The following is a 14,293-nucleotide window of genomic DNA, read 5'->3' as shown; positions in this document are numbered from 1 at the left end:
GTTTGAATGTGTATACAAGAAGCCTTGCGAAACAAGTGGAGCTCGACCCTAGGTGATGAACGTGCTTTCATGGGTCGGCAGTATCAAACGGGTGAGGCGGTGGACGCTGTGCTCAGCGACTCATTCGACCTGGTGGGTCAGGTTGATATGGGTGATCACTGGGAAGCCACGTTTGACTTCAACGCCATGCTCTTCAACCACGGCACAGCGCCAGAAACGACGGTGGATTTTGTCACGCATGGAAGGACTTTTTGGTACTCACGTCGGGTCCACCTGAGTGTCAGTAAATAGCCCAGAAGAAGAATGGCTTTTAAGTCGGTGCGCCTCCACTTCATGCATTCCTTCGACCTCTTTTGCATACAGCATCATTCAATGGCTCACTGACTGAAGCTGGTTGATGACTGAGAATCAAACACAGCCCATACGCAGCTCGGCTCAGGCCAGACCACTCAAAAACGGGCTGGGAAGGCTTGCTGGCGCGAGGGCAACCTTGGCGCATCACGGCTCGCGTGGACAACCGCTCCCGGGCCCGCCCTCGAGGTGGGCCATCAGCACCGGCGCCATCGAGCGCAGGAGCTGCACCGGCAGACCAGAGGTGAAGCGGTGGTCGGCCGCGTTCGATCCCACCACGTAGGCGGTCACGCTGCCGAAATGCCGCGGCCCCAGGTAGAACACGAAAGTGGCGGTGCGGTTCAGGGCCAGGCCGCCGCGCCCGTTCACCACAACGCGGTTGTCGCCGGTGCCGGTCTTGCCGCCGGGCGACAGGTCGTCCCCCGAGGCGGACTGGAAGCTGCCGGCGAGCCGCCGGGCCGTGCCCGCTTCCACCACCTCCGACAAGGCCTTCTTCAAGGTCTGTGCCACTTCGGGCGCCATGACCCGTTCACCCACCAACGGCGTGGGCCGCAGCGCGGTTTCCCAGGGCGTGCCCTGCGCGAAACGCAGGTCTGAAATGCGGTGCGTGGGCCGGCGGATACCACCATTGACGACGATGCCCATCAACTCGGCCAGCGCGGCGGGCCGGTCCCCGGAACTGCCCAGCGCCGTGGCCAGCGAAGGCACCAGGTGGCCGAAGGGGTAGCCCAGGCGGGCCCAGCGGCGGTGGATTTCCAGGAAGGCCTCCACCTCCAGCATGGTGTGGATACGCGCGTCCTGCGCATCTTTGGCGCGCGTGCGGAACAGCCACCGGTAGACCGCCTGGCGTTCGGTGGCGCTGGCGGCGATCGCTTCGCCGAGCGTGGCGCGCGGATGCTGCAGGCGGTAGGCCACCAGCCAGAGTTCCAGCGGGTGCACGCGGGCGACATAACCGCGGTCCGGCAAGTCGAAGGCTTCGAGCGCGAAGCGCGCGTGCAACTCGGCCACACGGGGCTCCGTGGGAGCCTTGTCGCCCAGGCGCGCCGACAGGAAGGCGGCCAAGGCTTCGGGCGACGCCGTGGGCTCCAGGTAGCGGAACACCGCGGTCAGCCGGTCTGCGCCGGGGCGCAGGCCGTCGAGCAGCATGGCGCGCAGTTCCGCCGGGGTGCGGTTGTCGGTCTTGCGCCAGAAGCGGCGCAGGAAGGCCTGGCCTTCGCGGTCGGCGAACAGGGCCAGGTAGGCTTGGCGGCGCGGATCGAGGTTGTCCTCCAGCAGCCGCGCGGTGCCGCCGGGTCCCTGGTAGATGGTGTGGCGCACGATCTCCTGCAGCAGGCGCACGAAGGGCAGGTTGATGGAGGCCTGCATGGACTCGCGCAACGTGGGTTGGCGCGTGTCGTCCTTGCGGTTGAAGTTGTGGAAGCTGTGCAGGCCGCCCCCGGTGAAGAACTGCTGGTGCGGGCTGGCAGAAAAACGCCGTTCCATCGCGGCTTCCAGCATCGCGCCCGGGCTGCGGTCGTTCGGGCCCGACAGGTATTGCACTGCCCAGCGGCTCAGACTGTCCTGCGGGCTGACTTCGGTGGCCTTCAGCGCTGCGGGCTCCAGCAGAGCCAGTCGGCCGTGCAGCTCGGCCACCAGTTCGAGGTAGGTCGCCAGCACGCGCAGCTTGGCGGTGGAGCCCAGCTCCAGCTTGCTGCCTTCGTTGATGTCCAGCGGCTGCTGGGTGGTGTCGGTCTGCACCCGGACCAGGTTGCCCTGCGGTGTGCTTTCCAGCAGGGTGAAGCTGTAGCGCACCCCGCCCAGGATGTCAGGTTGCAGCAGGCGCTCGCCCATCAGTCCCTGCGAGCTGGCGAAGGCCGGATCGGTCAGGCGCCCGAGGTAGGCGCTGACCGCTTCCTGCAGCTTTCCGTTCAGCGTGGTGCTGGCCTGGGCGTCGAGCCGGTCCAGGCTGTAGAGCGAAGTGCCGAGCAGGCCGGCCAGTTTGGTGCGCACGGCGGTTGTGCCCTTGCTCGCGGGGGAGGGTTGCAGCGGCGGGTTCTTCACCATGTCGCGGAACACCAGCGTCTGCCGCAGGGCGGCGTCGCGCCAGGCGGCATCGATGATGCCCGCCTCCGTCAGCAGGCGCAGGTGGGCGTCGGTGGCGCGGTCGAGGTCCTGCCGGCCTTGCGCGAGGTACCACGAGGGCCGGCGGTGGGCGATCATCAGCGCCACCGCCTGGCGCAATGCCAGGGCCCGGGCCGCTGGATCTTGCGCCTCGGCGCCGGAGCCCGAGAGTGCGACCATGGCTCCTTCGAAGTCGGTGCCGAACCACACCCACAGGCCATCGCCCAGGCCGTGCACTTCGCCGTGGCGCGGCGCGGCCGACAGCGGCACCGTGTTCAGGTAGTCCAGCACCAGTTGCTGGCGCACCGGCAGCGTGTCGGTGCCCTGCTGGTAGGCCCGCACCGAGGCCGAGGCCATCTGCCGCAGCTTCTCGCGCGCGTCGTGCGTGATGCCGCCGGGCGAATGGCGGTACTTCTCGATCTGCGTGGCCAGCGTGCTGCCGCCATGCGTGTCGATGTCGGAATCGATGTGGCTGCCCAGCTGCACGAGCACCGCGCGCGTGAAGCGCACCCAGTCCACCGCTGGGTTCATTTGCGGGCGTTCGGGGTCGAGCAGATCGCGGTTTTCGATGAACAGCAGGGCCTGCACCAGCACCGGCGGCATGCTCTCGAAGCTCTCGAAGCGCCGGTAGGGGTAGCGAAAGGCGTGCAGCGATTCGCGGCTGCAATCGAGCACCGTCAGGCCCGTGTGGGTCTTCTCCGCGTAGGGGGCAAACCAGCCGCGTTCCAGGTGGGACCGCAGGGCGTCGTCCTGGCGCGACTGCTCCGCGATCTCGAAGCCGCGCTCCTGCAGGCGTGTGGTGAAGGTGGGAATGCCGGCGTAGCCCATGCGCTCGTCGAACGGGCCTTGCACCGGGAACCGGATGTGGTCTGCGGGACCGGGGGCGACGTGGTGTCTCAGGGTGTGGGCGTAGCCGCTGAGTTCGCGTGCCTGCCAGTAAGAGGTCTGGATCTCGCGCCGCAACAGCATCGCGGCGACTGCGCAGACGATCAGCAGGACCAACTGCCACGGCAGGCGAAAGCCGGTCGGAGCCTGGTACCCCGGTGAGTCGCCGATGCGTGCCGTGTGCGGTTTCTCCCCGATGCGTTGATCGAACATTGTGTGCCCCATTGCTGAAAAGCACCCCGAGAGATCCTGTACGCATGCCGGCGAAGTATCGAGAAGGCAGCCGATGCCGGTCCAAATGGTGCCGCACATTGGTCCTCGGTGGTCTCCATCTTGTCCCTGTGCAGGGCCTGTGTCACGCATGGCATGGACGGGTGGCGACTGGGAACCGACCGGCAACAGAGCAACGAGAAAGCGATCACAGAACGGCCTGCCTGAGGGCTTCGACGACAAAGACAGCACCTCACTTAATTTTGATCTACATGACGCAGACACCAATCCGGCGTCCTTGGTGTTGACGTAGCCGAGCTGATCACTGAACAGGATGTGTGGCCAATCGATCACCGTCAGCCACGAACGTGGGCATCAAGCAGCGCGCGCTGGAGATGGGGCCTTCCTACACGTCAACTTTGCGGGAACAGACCGACCTGGCTGCGGAGATGAGGACGCAACACATCACTGATCTCCACCGCAAAGCCTGCGGCTCAACCTGCTCACCTCCGCACGCGCAGGAAACAACCTGAAAGAGGGCATGAACACCGCAAGTGGAACCTAGAGTCTTTATTGACTTTTCCGTGCCAGAGTTGGCAAAACTTTCCTCGCCATGCGGCGTGGCGCTCAAATTCCAAGCGTATTTCCTCAATCGGTAGTAGATTGTCAGCAGGAGTTCGCATGTCCTTCCCAACCCCTCAGAACGAAGTGCAACGCCTGGCAGCGCTTCGGGATTTTCAGGTTCTGGATACGCCACCGCAGAAGCTGTACGACGACATCACCGAACTCGCCGCCAACATCTGCGACATGCCCATGGGGCTGATTTCATTGATCGACGCTGACCGCCAATGGTTCAAGTCGCGCCACGGTGTGACGCTCACCGAGACCCCACGCAGCGAAGCCATCTGTGCGCACACGATCATGGACTCCAAGAGGGTGTTTGTGGTCAGCAATGCCCCACAGGACCCGCGCTTTTCGGACTTCCCTCTCGTATCCAGCGGTGTGATCCGCTTCTACGCAGGCGCACCGATCACGACGTCAGATGGTCATGTTCTAGGCGCTGTGTGCGTGTTGGATAGCCGACAACGTGAGCTCCTGCCGCAGCAAATGCGTCAACTGCAGAACTTGGCCGATCTAGCGATGAATCTGATCGAGAATGATGGGCCCAGCCAGCGCAAATTGAGCCCGATTCCGAAATCGGCACAAAAGGACGTCTGGACCATCAAGAGCGTTCTCGATGAGGGGCGCGATATGTGCTCCTTCATCGATTCGCAGCACCGGTTCCAGTATGTCAATCCAGCCTACGAGACTCACTGGGGCCGACCGCGCGCGAGCCTTATAGACACACACGTCGGTCAACTGGTCGGGCGTCGGATCTATGAGGATGTCATCAAGGCCGGAATCGATCAAGCGCTCGCTGGACAGGAGGCCCGGCTCAGCCTAGCCCAGGATTACCCAGGCGTAGGGCTGCGCCGCATGGAGGTACGTCTCATCCCGGCGCGCGGCGAAGATGGTGAGGTGCGGGGCGTGGTCGAACAATCCCGTGACATCACCGAATTGACCCAGCAAGCCGATGAACTGCGCGAGCACGTGGCGGGGATGGACAGGCGTCGAGCTGCGCGAGACAGATTCTTGCAGGCTGTCTCGCACGACCTCAAGGAACCGGTGAATGCCATCAACAACGCCACGCCCATGTTGATTGAGCAGCTCGACGGCAAGCTGGAACCCTTGGAGGAACGGTGTCTGGGCTACATCGCCCTTGCCGGAAAGCGCTTGGCTCGATTGCTGGAAGACATGCGGCTGCTCGGAGAACTGGAAGCACACGGACTGGATAAACGTCGCCACTCGGTCCGAGCGATGGTTCTGCAAAGTATGGAGCTGCTGAAAGACCCGATTGCGCAGCGACAGGCCCAGCTGAATCTGAATGTGGGGGGAGAGCTGGTAGTGGACGCGAACGCATTCGAACTGGGTTTGCGGTGTGCGATCGAGTATCTTCTGCGGTGCACTGCTGCGAGACCTGCACACATGGAATTGAGCTTGAATTTCGACAACGCCACGGCTCGGCTGTCCATCACCGATCGAAGCATCTTGATGCCGCAGAGTTCCCTAGTGACTGAGCAAGGCACCCACTTGGACGCAAAGGCCGTGAGCGCCAGGGGGTTGCCGCTGTCGCTGGCGATTGCGCGGCACATTGCTTCATTGCACGGCGGATGGCTGCAAGAGGACAAGACACCAGAGGGTTGGCCTCGGCAGACCTTTTTACTGCCGCAGGGGGATCTTCCGTGAAATTCGAACGTGTACTGCTCATCGATGACAACGAGACCGACAACTTCTTTCACAGTATCGCTCTGGAGAAAGCCGGCTTCAACGGTGAATTGCTTGTTTTTGAGCAACCTGCAGAAGCTCTGGCTTATTTGTTGCAGGACCAGATCTCGGTGCCCACTTGTGTCCTGCTGGACATCAACATGTCGCAGATCAACGGATTTGAAGTGGCCCGAACGCTTGCGGGGCGCCTCAAGCCGCGCGCACTCTTCAGCCTCTTCGTGCTCAGCTCTTCGAACTGGTCCGATGATGTTAATGAGGCCAAAAGAATTCCGCTGATCGCTGGATTTTTGGTGAAGCCTCTGACTGCCGCCGTAGCAACGTTGCTCTTTCAATCGAATGAACAAAGTTCCGATGCACCGTCGAGTTGACCCACCGGGTAGCTGATGCAGCGGGCGAACCTTGTGGGTCGTTTGGTTTTTGAGAAGAGCCGATCTGTCGGCAAACTTGGAGTTCAACGCTTCGTCAAACAGCATAGTGGGCAAACAGTCAACGAAGTCGGCGGCTTCTACTGCGCTGAACTGCGCGTCAAGAGATGCCCGAACTGTCCTGACGCAGCTGCCAGCGGCGTTCGAGCACTTCAATGAGGTCCACCCACACTCGAGCTTGAGGATGAAATCGCCGTGCGAGTTCAGGCGGCAACGGGTTGAGCAGTCACGCCACGCTCAACCTGATCAACCGACGCTACATTGCGTATAGGCCGTGTCTGTAACTACGGGGGGCAAGATCAGGTGCTCGTGAAGAAGCAGCTGCGCCGGGACCAGATGGCGACATTCTTCGTCAACGAGCCTCCGTGTTTGACGGGCATGGAGGTTTGCGGTAGCGATCACCACTGGGCCCGCACGCTGCAGGCAATGGGGCACACCGTGCGCCTGATGGCTCCGCAGTTCGTCAAGCCCTACTGCTGGAACGACGCCATCGGCAACAAGGGCGACATCGACATGGTGTCGGTGGGCTTGGTGTACCGGTTCGGGGGCCGACGCCCCAACCGATTCAGCGTGCCGCGGCGCCAGAGTCCATGGTTATGGTCGCGCCACCGGCGCCGGCTCCCATCGTCGTTCAGGCCCCCAACCGGCGCCAGTTGCCCCTGCGGTGATCCCGCCCAAGCGCGTGAGCCTTTCTGCCGAATCGTTGTTCGGCTTTGACGCGGACACCGTGAAGCCTGAAGGTCGGATGGCGCTCGACAAGTTTGCCCGCGATCTGGCGGGCGCCACGTTTGACTCGATCCGTGTGGAGGGACACACCGACCGCCTGAGCTCGAACGCTTACAACCAGAAACAGCCGGAACAGCGCACCGCGGCGGTGAAAAATCACCTCGTGACTTCCGCTCGCCTGGATGGAGCGAAGATCTCGGCTGTCGGCAAGGGCGACACTCAGCCGGTGACGCGCCTGCAAGACCGTAAGACTGTAAGGGCATCCAGCGCATCACCGCGCTCGTGGCCTGCCTGCCTGCAGCCCGATCGCCGCGTCGACGTGGAAGTGATCGGCACACGCTGAACAAACTGCCCAATTGCCCTGTTGGAGCCGTCAATCTGCCGTGGGACGGTTCAATCTGGAACACCCCCCCCCGATCCACAACTGGACATACCGGGCCGCACAGGCGATTCGAGAGCTTGGGCTTGTTCGAATGGGGTATCCACAATATATGGTGGCTGGCAACATTCAATTCGTGGATTATGGGTACATGACGCTATTGCCCAGCGCAGCGGCTGCTTGCCGTGATTGGCTCAGCACCACGGGTTCGCCCGTCGCTGGATGAATAGCCTTGCGGTCGAGCGCAGTGAATACCTTTTGTGGAAGGACACCGATGATGCCTTCACCCCGTAGGGGGCGTATCTTCTGAACCAGGACCAAGAGTGAGTCATGCACATCGCAAAACATTCCCTCGTATCCGCACTGGCTGCCTGTGCCTTGCTGCTGTTTCCTGCGACCAGCATCGGCGAAAGCGTGCTGGTTGGCTCGGGAAGCGCCAGTGCAGGTCAGGAATTTCGTATCGTCATCCCGAGCGTCCTGCGCGTGTTGGAAAACAGGTACCCCGTATCCCTGGTCGCAGAGTCCACTGGCAACTGGAGTGCCCAGCAGCGGCTGGTGGTGGCGTCCAATATGAAGCGCGGGTTCTGCGTCACCTTGCGCGTGAGCGTTCCTGAAGTGCAAGCCTGGCGCCTGCGCACGCCGCAGGTCCGTGACATCACACAAGAGGCGGTGCGCGATGGTTACCGCTTATGTGCGTCGGGTCCGGGCCGCTACGCGCTGGTGTTGAATCACGAGTTCGATGCGGCAACACAAAGATCCGCATTTGGTGCCTTGCTTTGGCCAGTGCAGACAGACATCACTGCACTTTGAACCGGACACAGGTGCGCGAGTTAGGGATCTTCAAGTGGTGGTGCAAGGTCGCAGCGCGGCTCATCGCCGATCTTTGTGGAAAAGCAATGCCAGCGTACTGAACTGGAGGAAGGTGCACCAAGTCCGGGAGACTGGAAAACAATGCCTCACCCAGTCAATAAATCAGGATCTCGAGGCGCCAGATCACGGGGCTGGCCGATGTGAACACCATCGCGAGCGCCACGGCGGCTCTGCGTCAGCCAAGTTGGGCGCCCAGCGAGGATGCCGGCTTCACAGTGCGTCCCTTATTTAAACCGGGACGTCGGTTTGGAAGTCGGCCTGCTCGGGCGTGGGTAGCTCCAGGTAGAAGGTGCAGCCCTGGCTGGGCGCTGTATCGCACCAGATACGGCCACTGTGGCGCTCGGTGATGCGGTGCACCAGCGCCAGCCCGGTGCCCACACCTTCGTAGTCCATCGAATGGTTCTGGCGCTGGAAAATGACGTGGCCTTCAAGAAGCAGATGACCTCCACGATCTGCGTCTCCAGCACGCGGCGGGAGGTCTCGGATGGAGGTCGGGGCCGGCTTGATCGCGCCGTTGATGACCTCCATCGCGAGGGTTTCGATCGCGCGGAAGGCCGCATTGGCTCGGTCCTCCAGCGTCGAGACGCCGGGCAGGACGATCCTGCGCTCGTAGAGCCATTCCTCGGCGAAGGTCACCAACTCGGCCTGACTCGCTGCGTCCCGTGCGCGCATGGTGAGCGTGGCGGCCAGCTCCCTTTCTATTTCAGGCGCAAAGACCTCAAACCCCAGCGTCTGCCGTGCCCAGGTGCGCTGCTCGCGCAACCGGCGTTCGACGGAACCTTCCGCCTGGGGACCGGCCTTGCCACGGTAGATCGACTTGATGGTCGCGATGGCCGTGGCATCAGTCCCCAATTGGTTGGCCAGCACCTTGACCATGTTGGCCGGAAAGCTGTCCGTCACGCCGGCCAACCTGCCAGTCAGTCCAAGAAACATGAGCTGGAGGGCGTAGCCCAAGCGCAAATCTAGAGGCGGCCGCCCGCGCTTAGCGTTGCCATCGTCATCGACGCGGCTGACGATGGGGATCGCTGCGAGCTGCTCGTCGCTGAGCCTGCAGTGCTCGATCGCCTATGCCTCCGTCATCTTTGAGGGAAGCTGTTGCTTGCCGAGGAACTTGTACCGGTAGCTCGCCATCGCGCCTCCAAAGACTGGATTGCGAGTCACTATACGGGCACTGGGCCGCAGACGCCCGGCGAGTCCGCTTGACCAACTAGTCAGCTGTGAATCGCCCAGCACCACGATGACGACGCCGATCCACTTGAACTGTCACTGGAGGTAGTGGAACCCGGCGTACAGGTTTCGGGTCGTTTTCGGATTTTGTCGACGATTCCCAAAAAACCGAGATGACCCCAGACCGAGCACGACGCCGTGGATCACATCGCGCGAGACGTGCCATGCCAGCCAGCGCGCCAGGCGACTCCACGCGGCAATCAACCAGAACGCGCCGGTAATCAGGGCCGTCAAGGCCAACACCGCCGGCATGTCGTTGGTAACCACCACCGTGTGGCCCAGCGCCGCTGCGCCTACCGCCTTCATGGGCTGCACCGGCATAGGCACGCCAAAGCGCAAACCCACTATGACAAGACTCAAGCCGAAGACCAGCAGGATGGAGGAGGGCTGCACGCCGGCGACCACGATTAAGCCGACCAGAAACGGCTGCAAGGTGCCCGGGTCGCCGCTCCAGGAGGCATCCGACAAGGGCTGTGGTGCGGACAAGGCTTCGCTGGGCTCGGTGGCGGTCGTCATGAGGACGCTTTTGCGGTATCGCCGAGCGCCGGACTCAGGAGGATGGATTCATGGAGTCTTGATGGGGAACAAGCGGCAAAGGCTGATGCCGTGAAGCGCCCTCAGTGCCCGTCCAGTGGCTTCAACTGCTGCAGCAGCGAGGGCAGCAGCTCCGACACCGTAGGGTGGATGTGCACAGTGCGTGCCATCACGTCGCAAGGCTGTCCAGCGGCCATTTGGTCCAGCAGACTGTGCACCACTTCGTCGCCGTTGAGGCCGAGGATGGCCGCGCCCAGCAGAAGCCGTGTGTCGGCGTCCACCAGCACCTTCATGAAGCCCTGGGTCTCACTCGCTTCGCGCGCACGGCCCACCTTCTGCATCGGCATCTTGCCCATCAACACCCGCCGCCCGCTCGCGCGGGCTTCGGTCTCGGACATGCCCATGCGGCCCAGCGCCGGGTCGATGAAGAGCGCATAGCAAGGGATGCGGTGCGAGATGCGGCGCGGGTCGTTGTCGAACAGGTTGGCCACCACGATCTCGTGGTCGTTCCAGGCGGTGTGGGTGAAGGCGCCTTTGCCGTTGCAATCACCCACCGCCCACACACCCGCTGCGCTGGTGCGGCACTGATCGTCCACCTCGATGTAGCCCTTGGCGTCCATGCGGATGCCGGCGTGTTTCAGGCCAAGCCCGTCGGTGTTGGGCCGGCGGCCCACGGCCAGCAGCACATGGCTGGCAACGATGGGTGCACTTTCGCTGGCGCACTGCGCGCCCACCGCGATGCCACCGGCGGTCGGCGCCAGCGACAGGCAATCGGCCTCCAGCTCGAAGCGCACACCTTCCGCCTGAAGAATCTCGCGAATGCCGTCCGACACGTCGGTGTCTTCGCGCGGCAGCAGACGCGCCGAGCGCTCCACCACCGTCACCTGGGCGCCGAAGCGGCGCATCATCTGCGCGAACTCTAGGCCGATGTAGCTGCCGCCCACAATGACCAAGTGCTCGGGCACGGTCGCCAGCTCCATGATCGACACGTTGTCCAGGGTGGGCACGTCGTCGATGCCCTGCAGTTCCGGGCGCACCGCGCGTCCACCCACGTTGAGGAAGATGCGCGGAGCGGTCAGCTGACGGCCATTCACCTCCAGCGTGGCCGGCGCCACGAAGCGCGCCTCGCCGGTGATCACCTCGGTGTGGGCGAGGCCACGCATCCATGCCTCCACCGCCTTGCGCGAATGCAGCACGATGCCTTCCTTGCGCGCCTTCACCCGCGCCATGTTCACCCGGATGTCGCCCGCATCAAAGCCGTACTCGGCGCCGCGCTGCGCCTGGCGCACGGCACGCGCGCTAGCCACCAGGGTCTTGGTGGGCACGCAGCCCACATTCACACAGGTACCACCGAAAAGATGGCGCTCGATCACGGCGGTGCGCAGCCCATCGCGGGCACAGCGCGCGGCCAGGGCGGGGCCTGCCTGGCCAGCGCCGACGACGATGGCATCAAAAACTTCCTTGGGCATGCGGGGGATCTCTGGATTGGTGTAAACGACCCTGTTGATCATGTACCTTGGGTATAGGTGCTGTCGACCCATTCAGGCGCGGCCTGTCCTGCGCGTCGGAATCCACTAGAGAGACACCCATGGGCACCAACCGCAGTGTTGAGTTTTTCGACCGGCAATTCGAGCGGTAGATTTACCTTGTGCCAGGCGGCACGATGGTGGTGAACGTGCTGCTGGACGGAACGACCTACATGGACAAGTTCGACCCTAATGCCCATTGCCTGATTCCGCGGAGTTTCCTGCAGGCGCAATATTCCTGCTGGCAGGTGATCCCCTCTGCATATCGGGAGTTTGCAGCACTGGGGGACAAGGTGAAGTCGTTCGCCACCACCGGCAGCAGCTCTCACCCATGTCCAGCATGGTGAATGTCGAGATCGGGGCGGCGCGGGAGAAGGTGGCGCGGGAGAGGGTGGCCCGCATTGCCTGAAATAGTCAGCTCTTCCGGAATTGTCTTAGTAGCACCCCTGTGCCAAGTACCAGGCCAAGCAGAGCCAAAAGCAAAATCAGCACCGTTGGCGCCATCATCAAGCCCATTCCGCTCATTCCATCCATACAGTTCTTCATGGTCATTCCCGGGGTTCGTGTGTAAGTGGTCAGACTATGGGTCTGTCGTGCTGATATCAGCCGCAGCAGCCTTTGGACCCGCTCGCCTGTACCGGGGGACACGCAACGGTGCCGTAGGAGCAGTAGACGCAGCAGTCGCCGGCCTTTGGCTTTAGTACTGCGCCGCACCCCTCGCAGTCGTAGAACCACTGACACGCATCCGTGGGCATGGTCTCGACCTTCGCGTGTCCGCAGCTTGGGCAGGTCAACACGGAGATCAGTTCCGGCTTCGATGTCACTTGGCCACCTTCACGGGTGTTGATGGGAAGCCGGCGTTTTCAGTGGCCCTCGAAAGGGTCGCCACATCTACCTTGGTGTCGTCGTACACCACAGTCGACTGCCGCTTGGCGAGGTCGCTCTTGATGGAGGCGACGCCAGGCACCTTTGATAGCGCGGCCTTGATCGTCACGGGGCAAGACGCACAGCTCATTGTGGGTACAGACAAGGTGACGGTCTGGGTGTCGGCGAAAGCACGACCAGCTGCGACGAGCGCGAGAAGAAAGAGTGCGGTTTTCATGTAAACCTCAATAGAACAGTGGGGCGACAAGAGGAAATCCAAGAACGACGAGGAGGAGGATCACCCCCATCACGAAAACAGCTTTCTGGGCATGCTTGCCCTCTGGCGTGGCACAGGCGCGATCGTCCTCGCACACAGGTGCGCGCCAAATCTTGCGCCAGGCCATGAAGAGGGCCAGAACGGCTATCGCAAGGAAGATGGGCTGGTACTGCTCGAAGGCAGCGATCTGTCCTATCCAGGCGCCTGACACGCCAATTAAGACCAGTACAAGTGGGGCAACGCAGCAAAGAGAGGCCAGAAAGGCGGCAAAGATCGCTGCCCCAAGCACAGGTGATGCGGAGCTCGTAGCTCCCTGTGTCGGCGGTTTCTCGGTTTTCATGCTGCCAAGACTAAGGCCGTACTAGGCTACGGAGTCAAGGCCATTGGCTCGGGATGGTCACTCCAGCGGACCTGGGCTCATTCAGAGCTACTGGTTTCGGTCGGTGCATGAAAGGAAGCGATCAGGGGGCAAGCCACTTTGCCCCGACCAACGCGGCAAGCCTTCACCAGGCCGGACAGAGCCAATTCCATGCGCGCCAACTCCGCTAACTTCCTTCGGATCTCGACAAGTTTCGCTTCTGCAAGGGCGCTTGCCTGCTTGCATTGGGCACCATCCTTAAGCCTCAGAAGCTCCCCGACTTCATCCAAGCTGAACCCCACACTCTGCGCGGACTTGATAAAGCGCAGCCTTTCAACGTCGGCAGCGCCATAGCGGCGGATGCTCCCGGCCTGCCGCGGTGGCTCGGACAGCAGCGTCTTGCGCTGATAGAACCTGATCGTTTCCACATTGACGCCGGCAAGGGCACCAAACTCGCCAATGGTCAGGTGATCGTTGTGCAGGTTCATTCGATGCTCCGTAGTTAGCTACGGTTCCAGCATAGCGCAGTCCAAGCTGCGAGCCCTGCTGATCGATGCTCGGCGCTGCGGTTTGTCTGCGGTGTCCATGCACCTCCGGCTGAGCGAATACAGACAAGCCAATGTCGAACTCGCTAAACGCCGCTACAAGTGGTTCTTCGAGGGACTCATGCATCGCCGTCACTCTCTGCTGGTCGATTGCCAAGCCATTGGCTATGTGGCGTGCTGTCACGAGATCGAGTGCAGACCTGACATCTTTGCAGTTCTCGGGGAACAACTTCGCTGAGGTCCATTGCCAGTCCAATACGCATGTAATTTTTACGTGTCCGTGGTCTCAAGACGGTCTCGGACATTCGCCCTCAAGGGCTTGAACAGTTGAAAGGGGCTATCACTGGTCGATTGCTGGCTGTATCGAGAACGGCGGCAGCGCCCCCGACAGCGGTCTTTCCGCAGAAGTCGCGGGCAGCCCCCTCGCTGGAATATGCGTTCCCAGTTCGGTCTGCACATGGATTTCATGCAGGCGTGTTGCCTAGAAGCATTCTGCGTTCCCATCGAGCTCCTAAAGAGTGGAAGCTTGGCGCTGCCGCCGCATCAACCGATAGACCACCGGCACCACCAGCAGCGAAAGCAGCGGTGCGCTGATCATCCCGCCGATCATGGGTGCCGCGATGCGCTGCATCACCTCGCTGCCGGTGCCCATGCCACAGAACAGCGGCAGCAGCCCGGCCACGATGGTCGC

Annotated in this window: 15 protein-coding genes and 1 pseudogene; 7 read left to right on the top strand and 9 right to left on the bottom strand. The window is 62.3% G+C overall.

Annotated features, from left to right (window positions below):
- Positions 1–498: 498 nt before the first annotated feature.
- Positions 499–3,549 carry a transglycosylase domain-containing protein gene (locus ACN4F8_RS10350; protein WP_419473514.1) on the bottom strand — a complete coding sequence of 1,017 codons (3,051 nt, stop codon included), beginning with the start codon at positions 3,547–3,549 and terminating at the stop codon, positions 499–501.
- Between the two features lie 678 nt (positions 3,550–4,227).
- On the opposite strand from ACN4F8_RS10350, the gene ACN4F8_RS10345 reads away from it, so the two are divergent.
- From ACN4F8_RS10345 to ACN4F8_RS10320, 6 genes and pseudogenes are all read left to right on the top strand, one after another.
- Positions 4,228–5,832, top strand: coding sequence for a GAF domain-containing protein (locus ACN4F8_RS10345; RefSeq protein WP_419473513.1), 1,605 nt, complete (start codon positions 4,228–4,230; stop codon positions 5,830–5,832).
- Positions 5,829–6,239, top strand: a complete 411-nt coding sequence (locus tag ACN4F8_RS10340) for a response regulator (RefSeq protein WP_419473512.1) — start codon at positions 5,829–5,831, stop codon at positions 6,237–6,239. The genes ACN4F8_RS10345 and ACN4F8_RS10340 overlap by 4 nt, the downstream gene beginning before the upstream one ends.
- Before the next feature lie 31 nt (positions 6,240–6,270).
- Entirely contained in the window at positions 6,271–6,567 is a 297-nt protein-coding gene (locus ACN4F8_RS10335; protein ID WP_419473511.1) for an integrase core domain-containing protein, read from the top strand.
- 38 nt (positions 6,568–6,605) lie between these two features.
- A pseudogene (locus ACN4F8_RS10330) lies at positions 6,606–6,770 on the top strand (IS110 family transposase); the annotation flags it as partial.
- Between the two features lie 271 nt (positions 6,771–7,041).
- On the top strand, positions 7,042–7,365 hold the full coding sequence (locus tag ACN4F8_RS10325) for an OmpA family protein (protein WP_419473510.1): 324 nt from the start codon (positions 7,042–7,044) through the stop codon (positions 7,363–7,365).
- 366 nt (positions 7,366–7,731) lie between these two features.
- Positions 7,732–8,211, top strand: a complete 480-nt coding sequence (locus ACN4F8_RS10320) for a hypothetical protein (protein WP_419473509.1) — start codon at positions 7,732–7,734, stop codon at positions 8,209–8,211.
- 288 nt (positions 8,212–8,499) lie between these two features.
- Here ACN4F8_RS10320 and ACN4F8_RS10315 read toward each other — a convergent pair whose 3' ends face one another.
- From ACN4F8_RS10315 to ACN4F8_RS10305, 3 genes are all read right to left on the bottom strand, one after another.
- Positions 8,500–9,225 (bottom strand): DUF4158 domain-containing protein, encoded by a 726-nt coding sequence (locus ACN4F8_RS10315; protein ID WP_419473508.1) that lies wholly within the window; start codon positions 9,223–9,225, stop codon positions 8,500–8,502.
- A gap of 309 nt (positions 9,226–9,534) precedes the next feature.
- Positions 9,535–10,014, bottom strand: coding sequence for a putative sulfate/molybdate transporter (locus ACN4F8_RS10310; RefSeq protein ID WP_419473507.1), 480 nt, complete (start codon positions 10,012–10,014; stop codon positions 9,535–9,537).
- 101 nt (positions 10,015–10,115) lie between these two features.
- Entirely contained in the window at positions 10,116–11,501 is a 1,386-nt protein-coding gene (locus ACN4F8_RS10305) for an FAD-containing oxidoreductase (RefSeq protein WP_419473506.1), read from the bottom strand.
- 194 nt (positions 11,502–11,695) lie between these two features.
- Here ACN4F8_RS10305 and ACN4F8_RS10300 point away from each other — a divergent pair, with 194 nt between their 5' ends.
- Positions 11,696–11,905 (top strand): hypothetical protein, encoded by a 210-nt coding sequence (locus ACN4F8_RS10300; RefSeq protein ID WP_419473505.1) that lies wholly within the window; start codon positions 11,696–11,698, stop codon positions 11,903–11,905.
- Positions 11,906–12,160: 255 nt separating this feature from the next.
- Here ACN4F8_RS10300 and ACN4F8_RS10295 read toward each other — a convergent pair whose 3' ends face one another.
- The 5 genes from ACN4F8_RS10295 to ACN4F8_RS10275 all read right to left on the bottom strand — a co-directional run.
- Positions 12,161–12,382: a GDCCVxC domain-containing (seleno)protein gene (locus ACN4F8_RS10295; protein WP_419473504.1), complete on the bottom strand. Its 222-nt coding sequence runs from the start codon at positions 12,380–12,382 to the stop codon at positions 12,161–12,163.
- Complete coding sequence (merP, locus tag ACN4F8_RS10290) at positions 12,379–12,660, bottom strand: mercury resistance system periplasmic binding protein MerP (RefSeq protein WP_419473503.1); 282 nt, start codon at positions 12,658–12,660, stop codon at positions 12,379–12,381. The genes ACN4F8_RS10295 and merP overlap by 4 nt, the downstream gene beginning before the upstream one ends.
- A gap of 7 nt (positions 12,661–12,667) precedes the next feature.
- Positions 12,668–13,039: a mercuric transporter MerT family protein gene (locus ACN4F8_RS10285; protein WP_419473502.1), complete on the bottom strand. Its 372-nt coding sequence runs from the start codon at positions 13,037–13,039 to the stop codon at positions 12,668–12,670.
- A 77-nt stretch (positions 13,040–13,116) separates the two neighbouring features.
- Positions 13,117–13,545 (bottom strand): Hg(II)-responsive transcriptional regulator, encoded by a 429-nt coding sequence (gene merR / locus ACN4F8_RS10280; RefSeq protein ID WP_419473501.1) that lies wholly within the window; start codon positions 13,543–13,545, stop codon positions 13,117–13,119.
- 568 nt (positions 13,546–14,113) lie between these two features.
- On the bottom strand, positions 14,114–14,293 hold a 180-nt coding region (locus ACN4F8_RS10275; protein WP_419473500.1), incomplete at its 5' end, for an efflux RND transporter permease subunit.

Source organism: Hydrogenophaga sp., assembly GCF_048549895.1.
Taxonomy (GTDB): domain Bacteria; phylum Pseudomonadota; class Gammaproteobacteria; order Burkholderiales; family Burkholderiaceae_C; genus Hydrogenophaga.
Note: the sequence above shows the minus strand (reverse complement) of the source record. Positions and strands in the feature narration are given on the sequence as shown.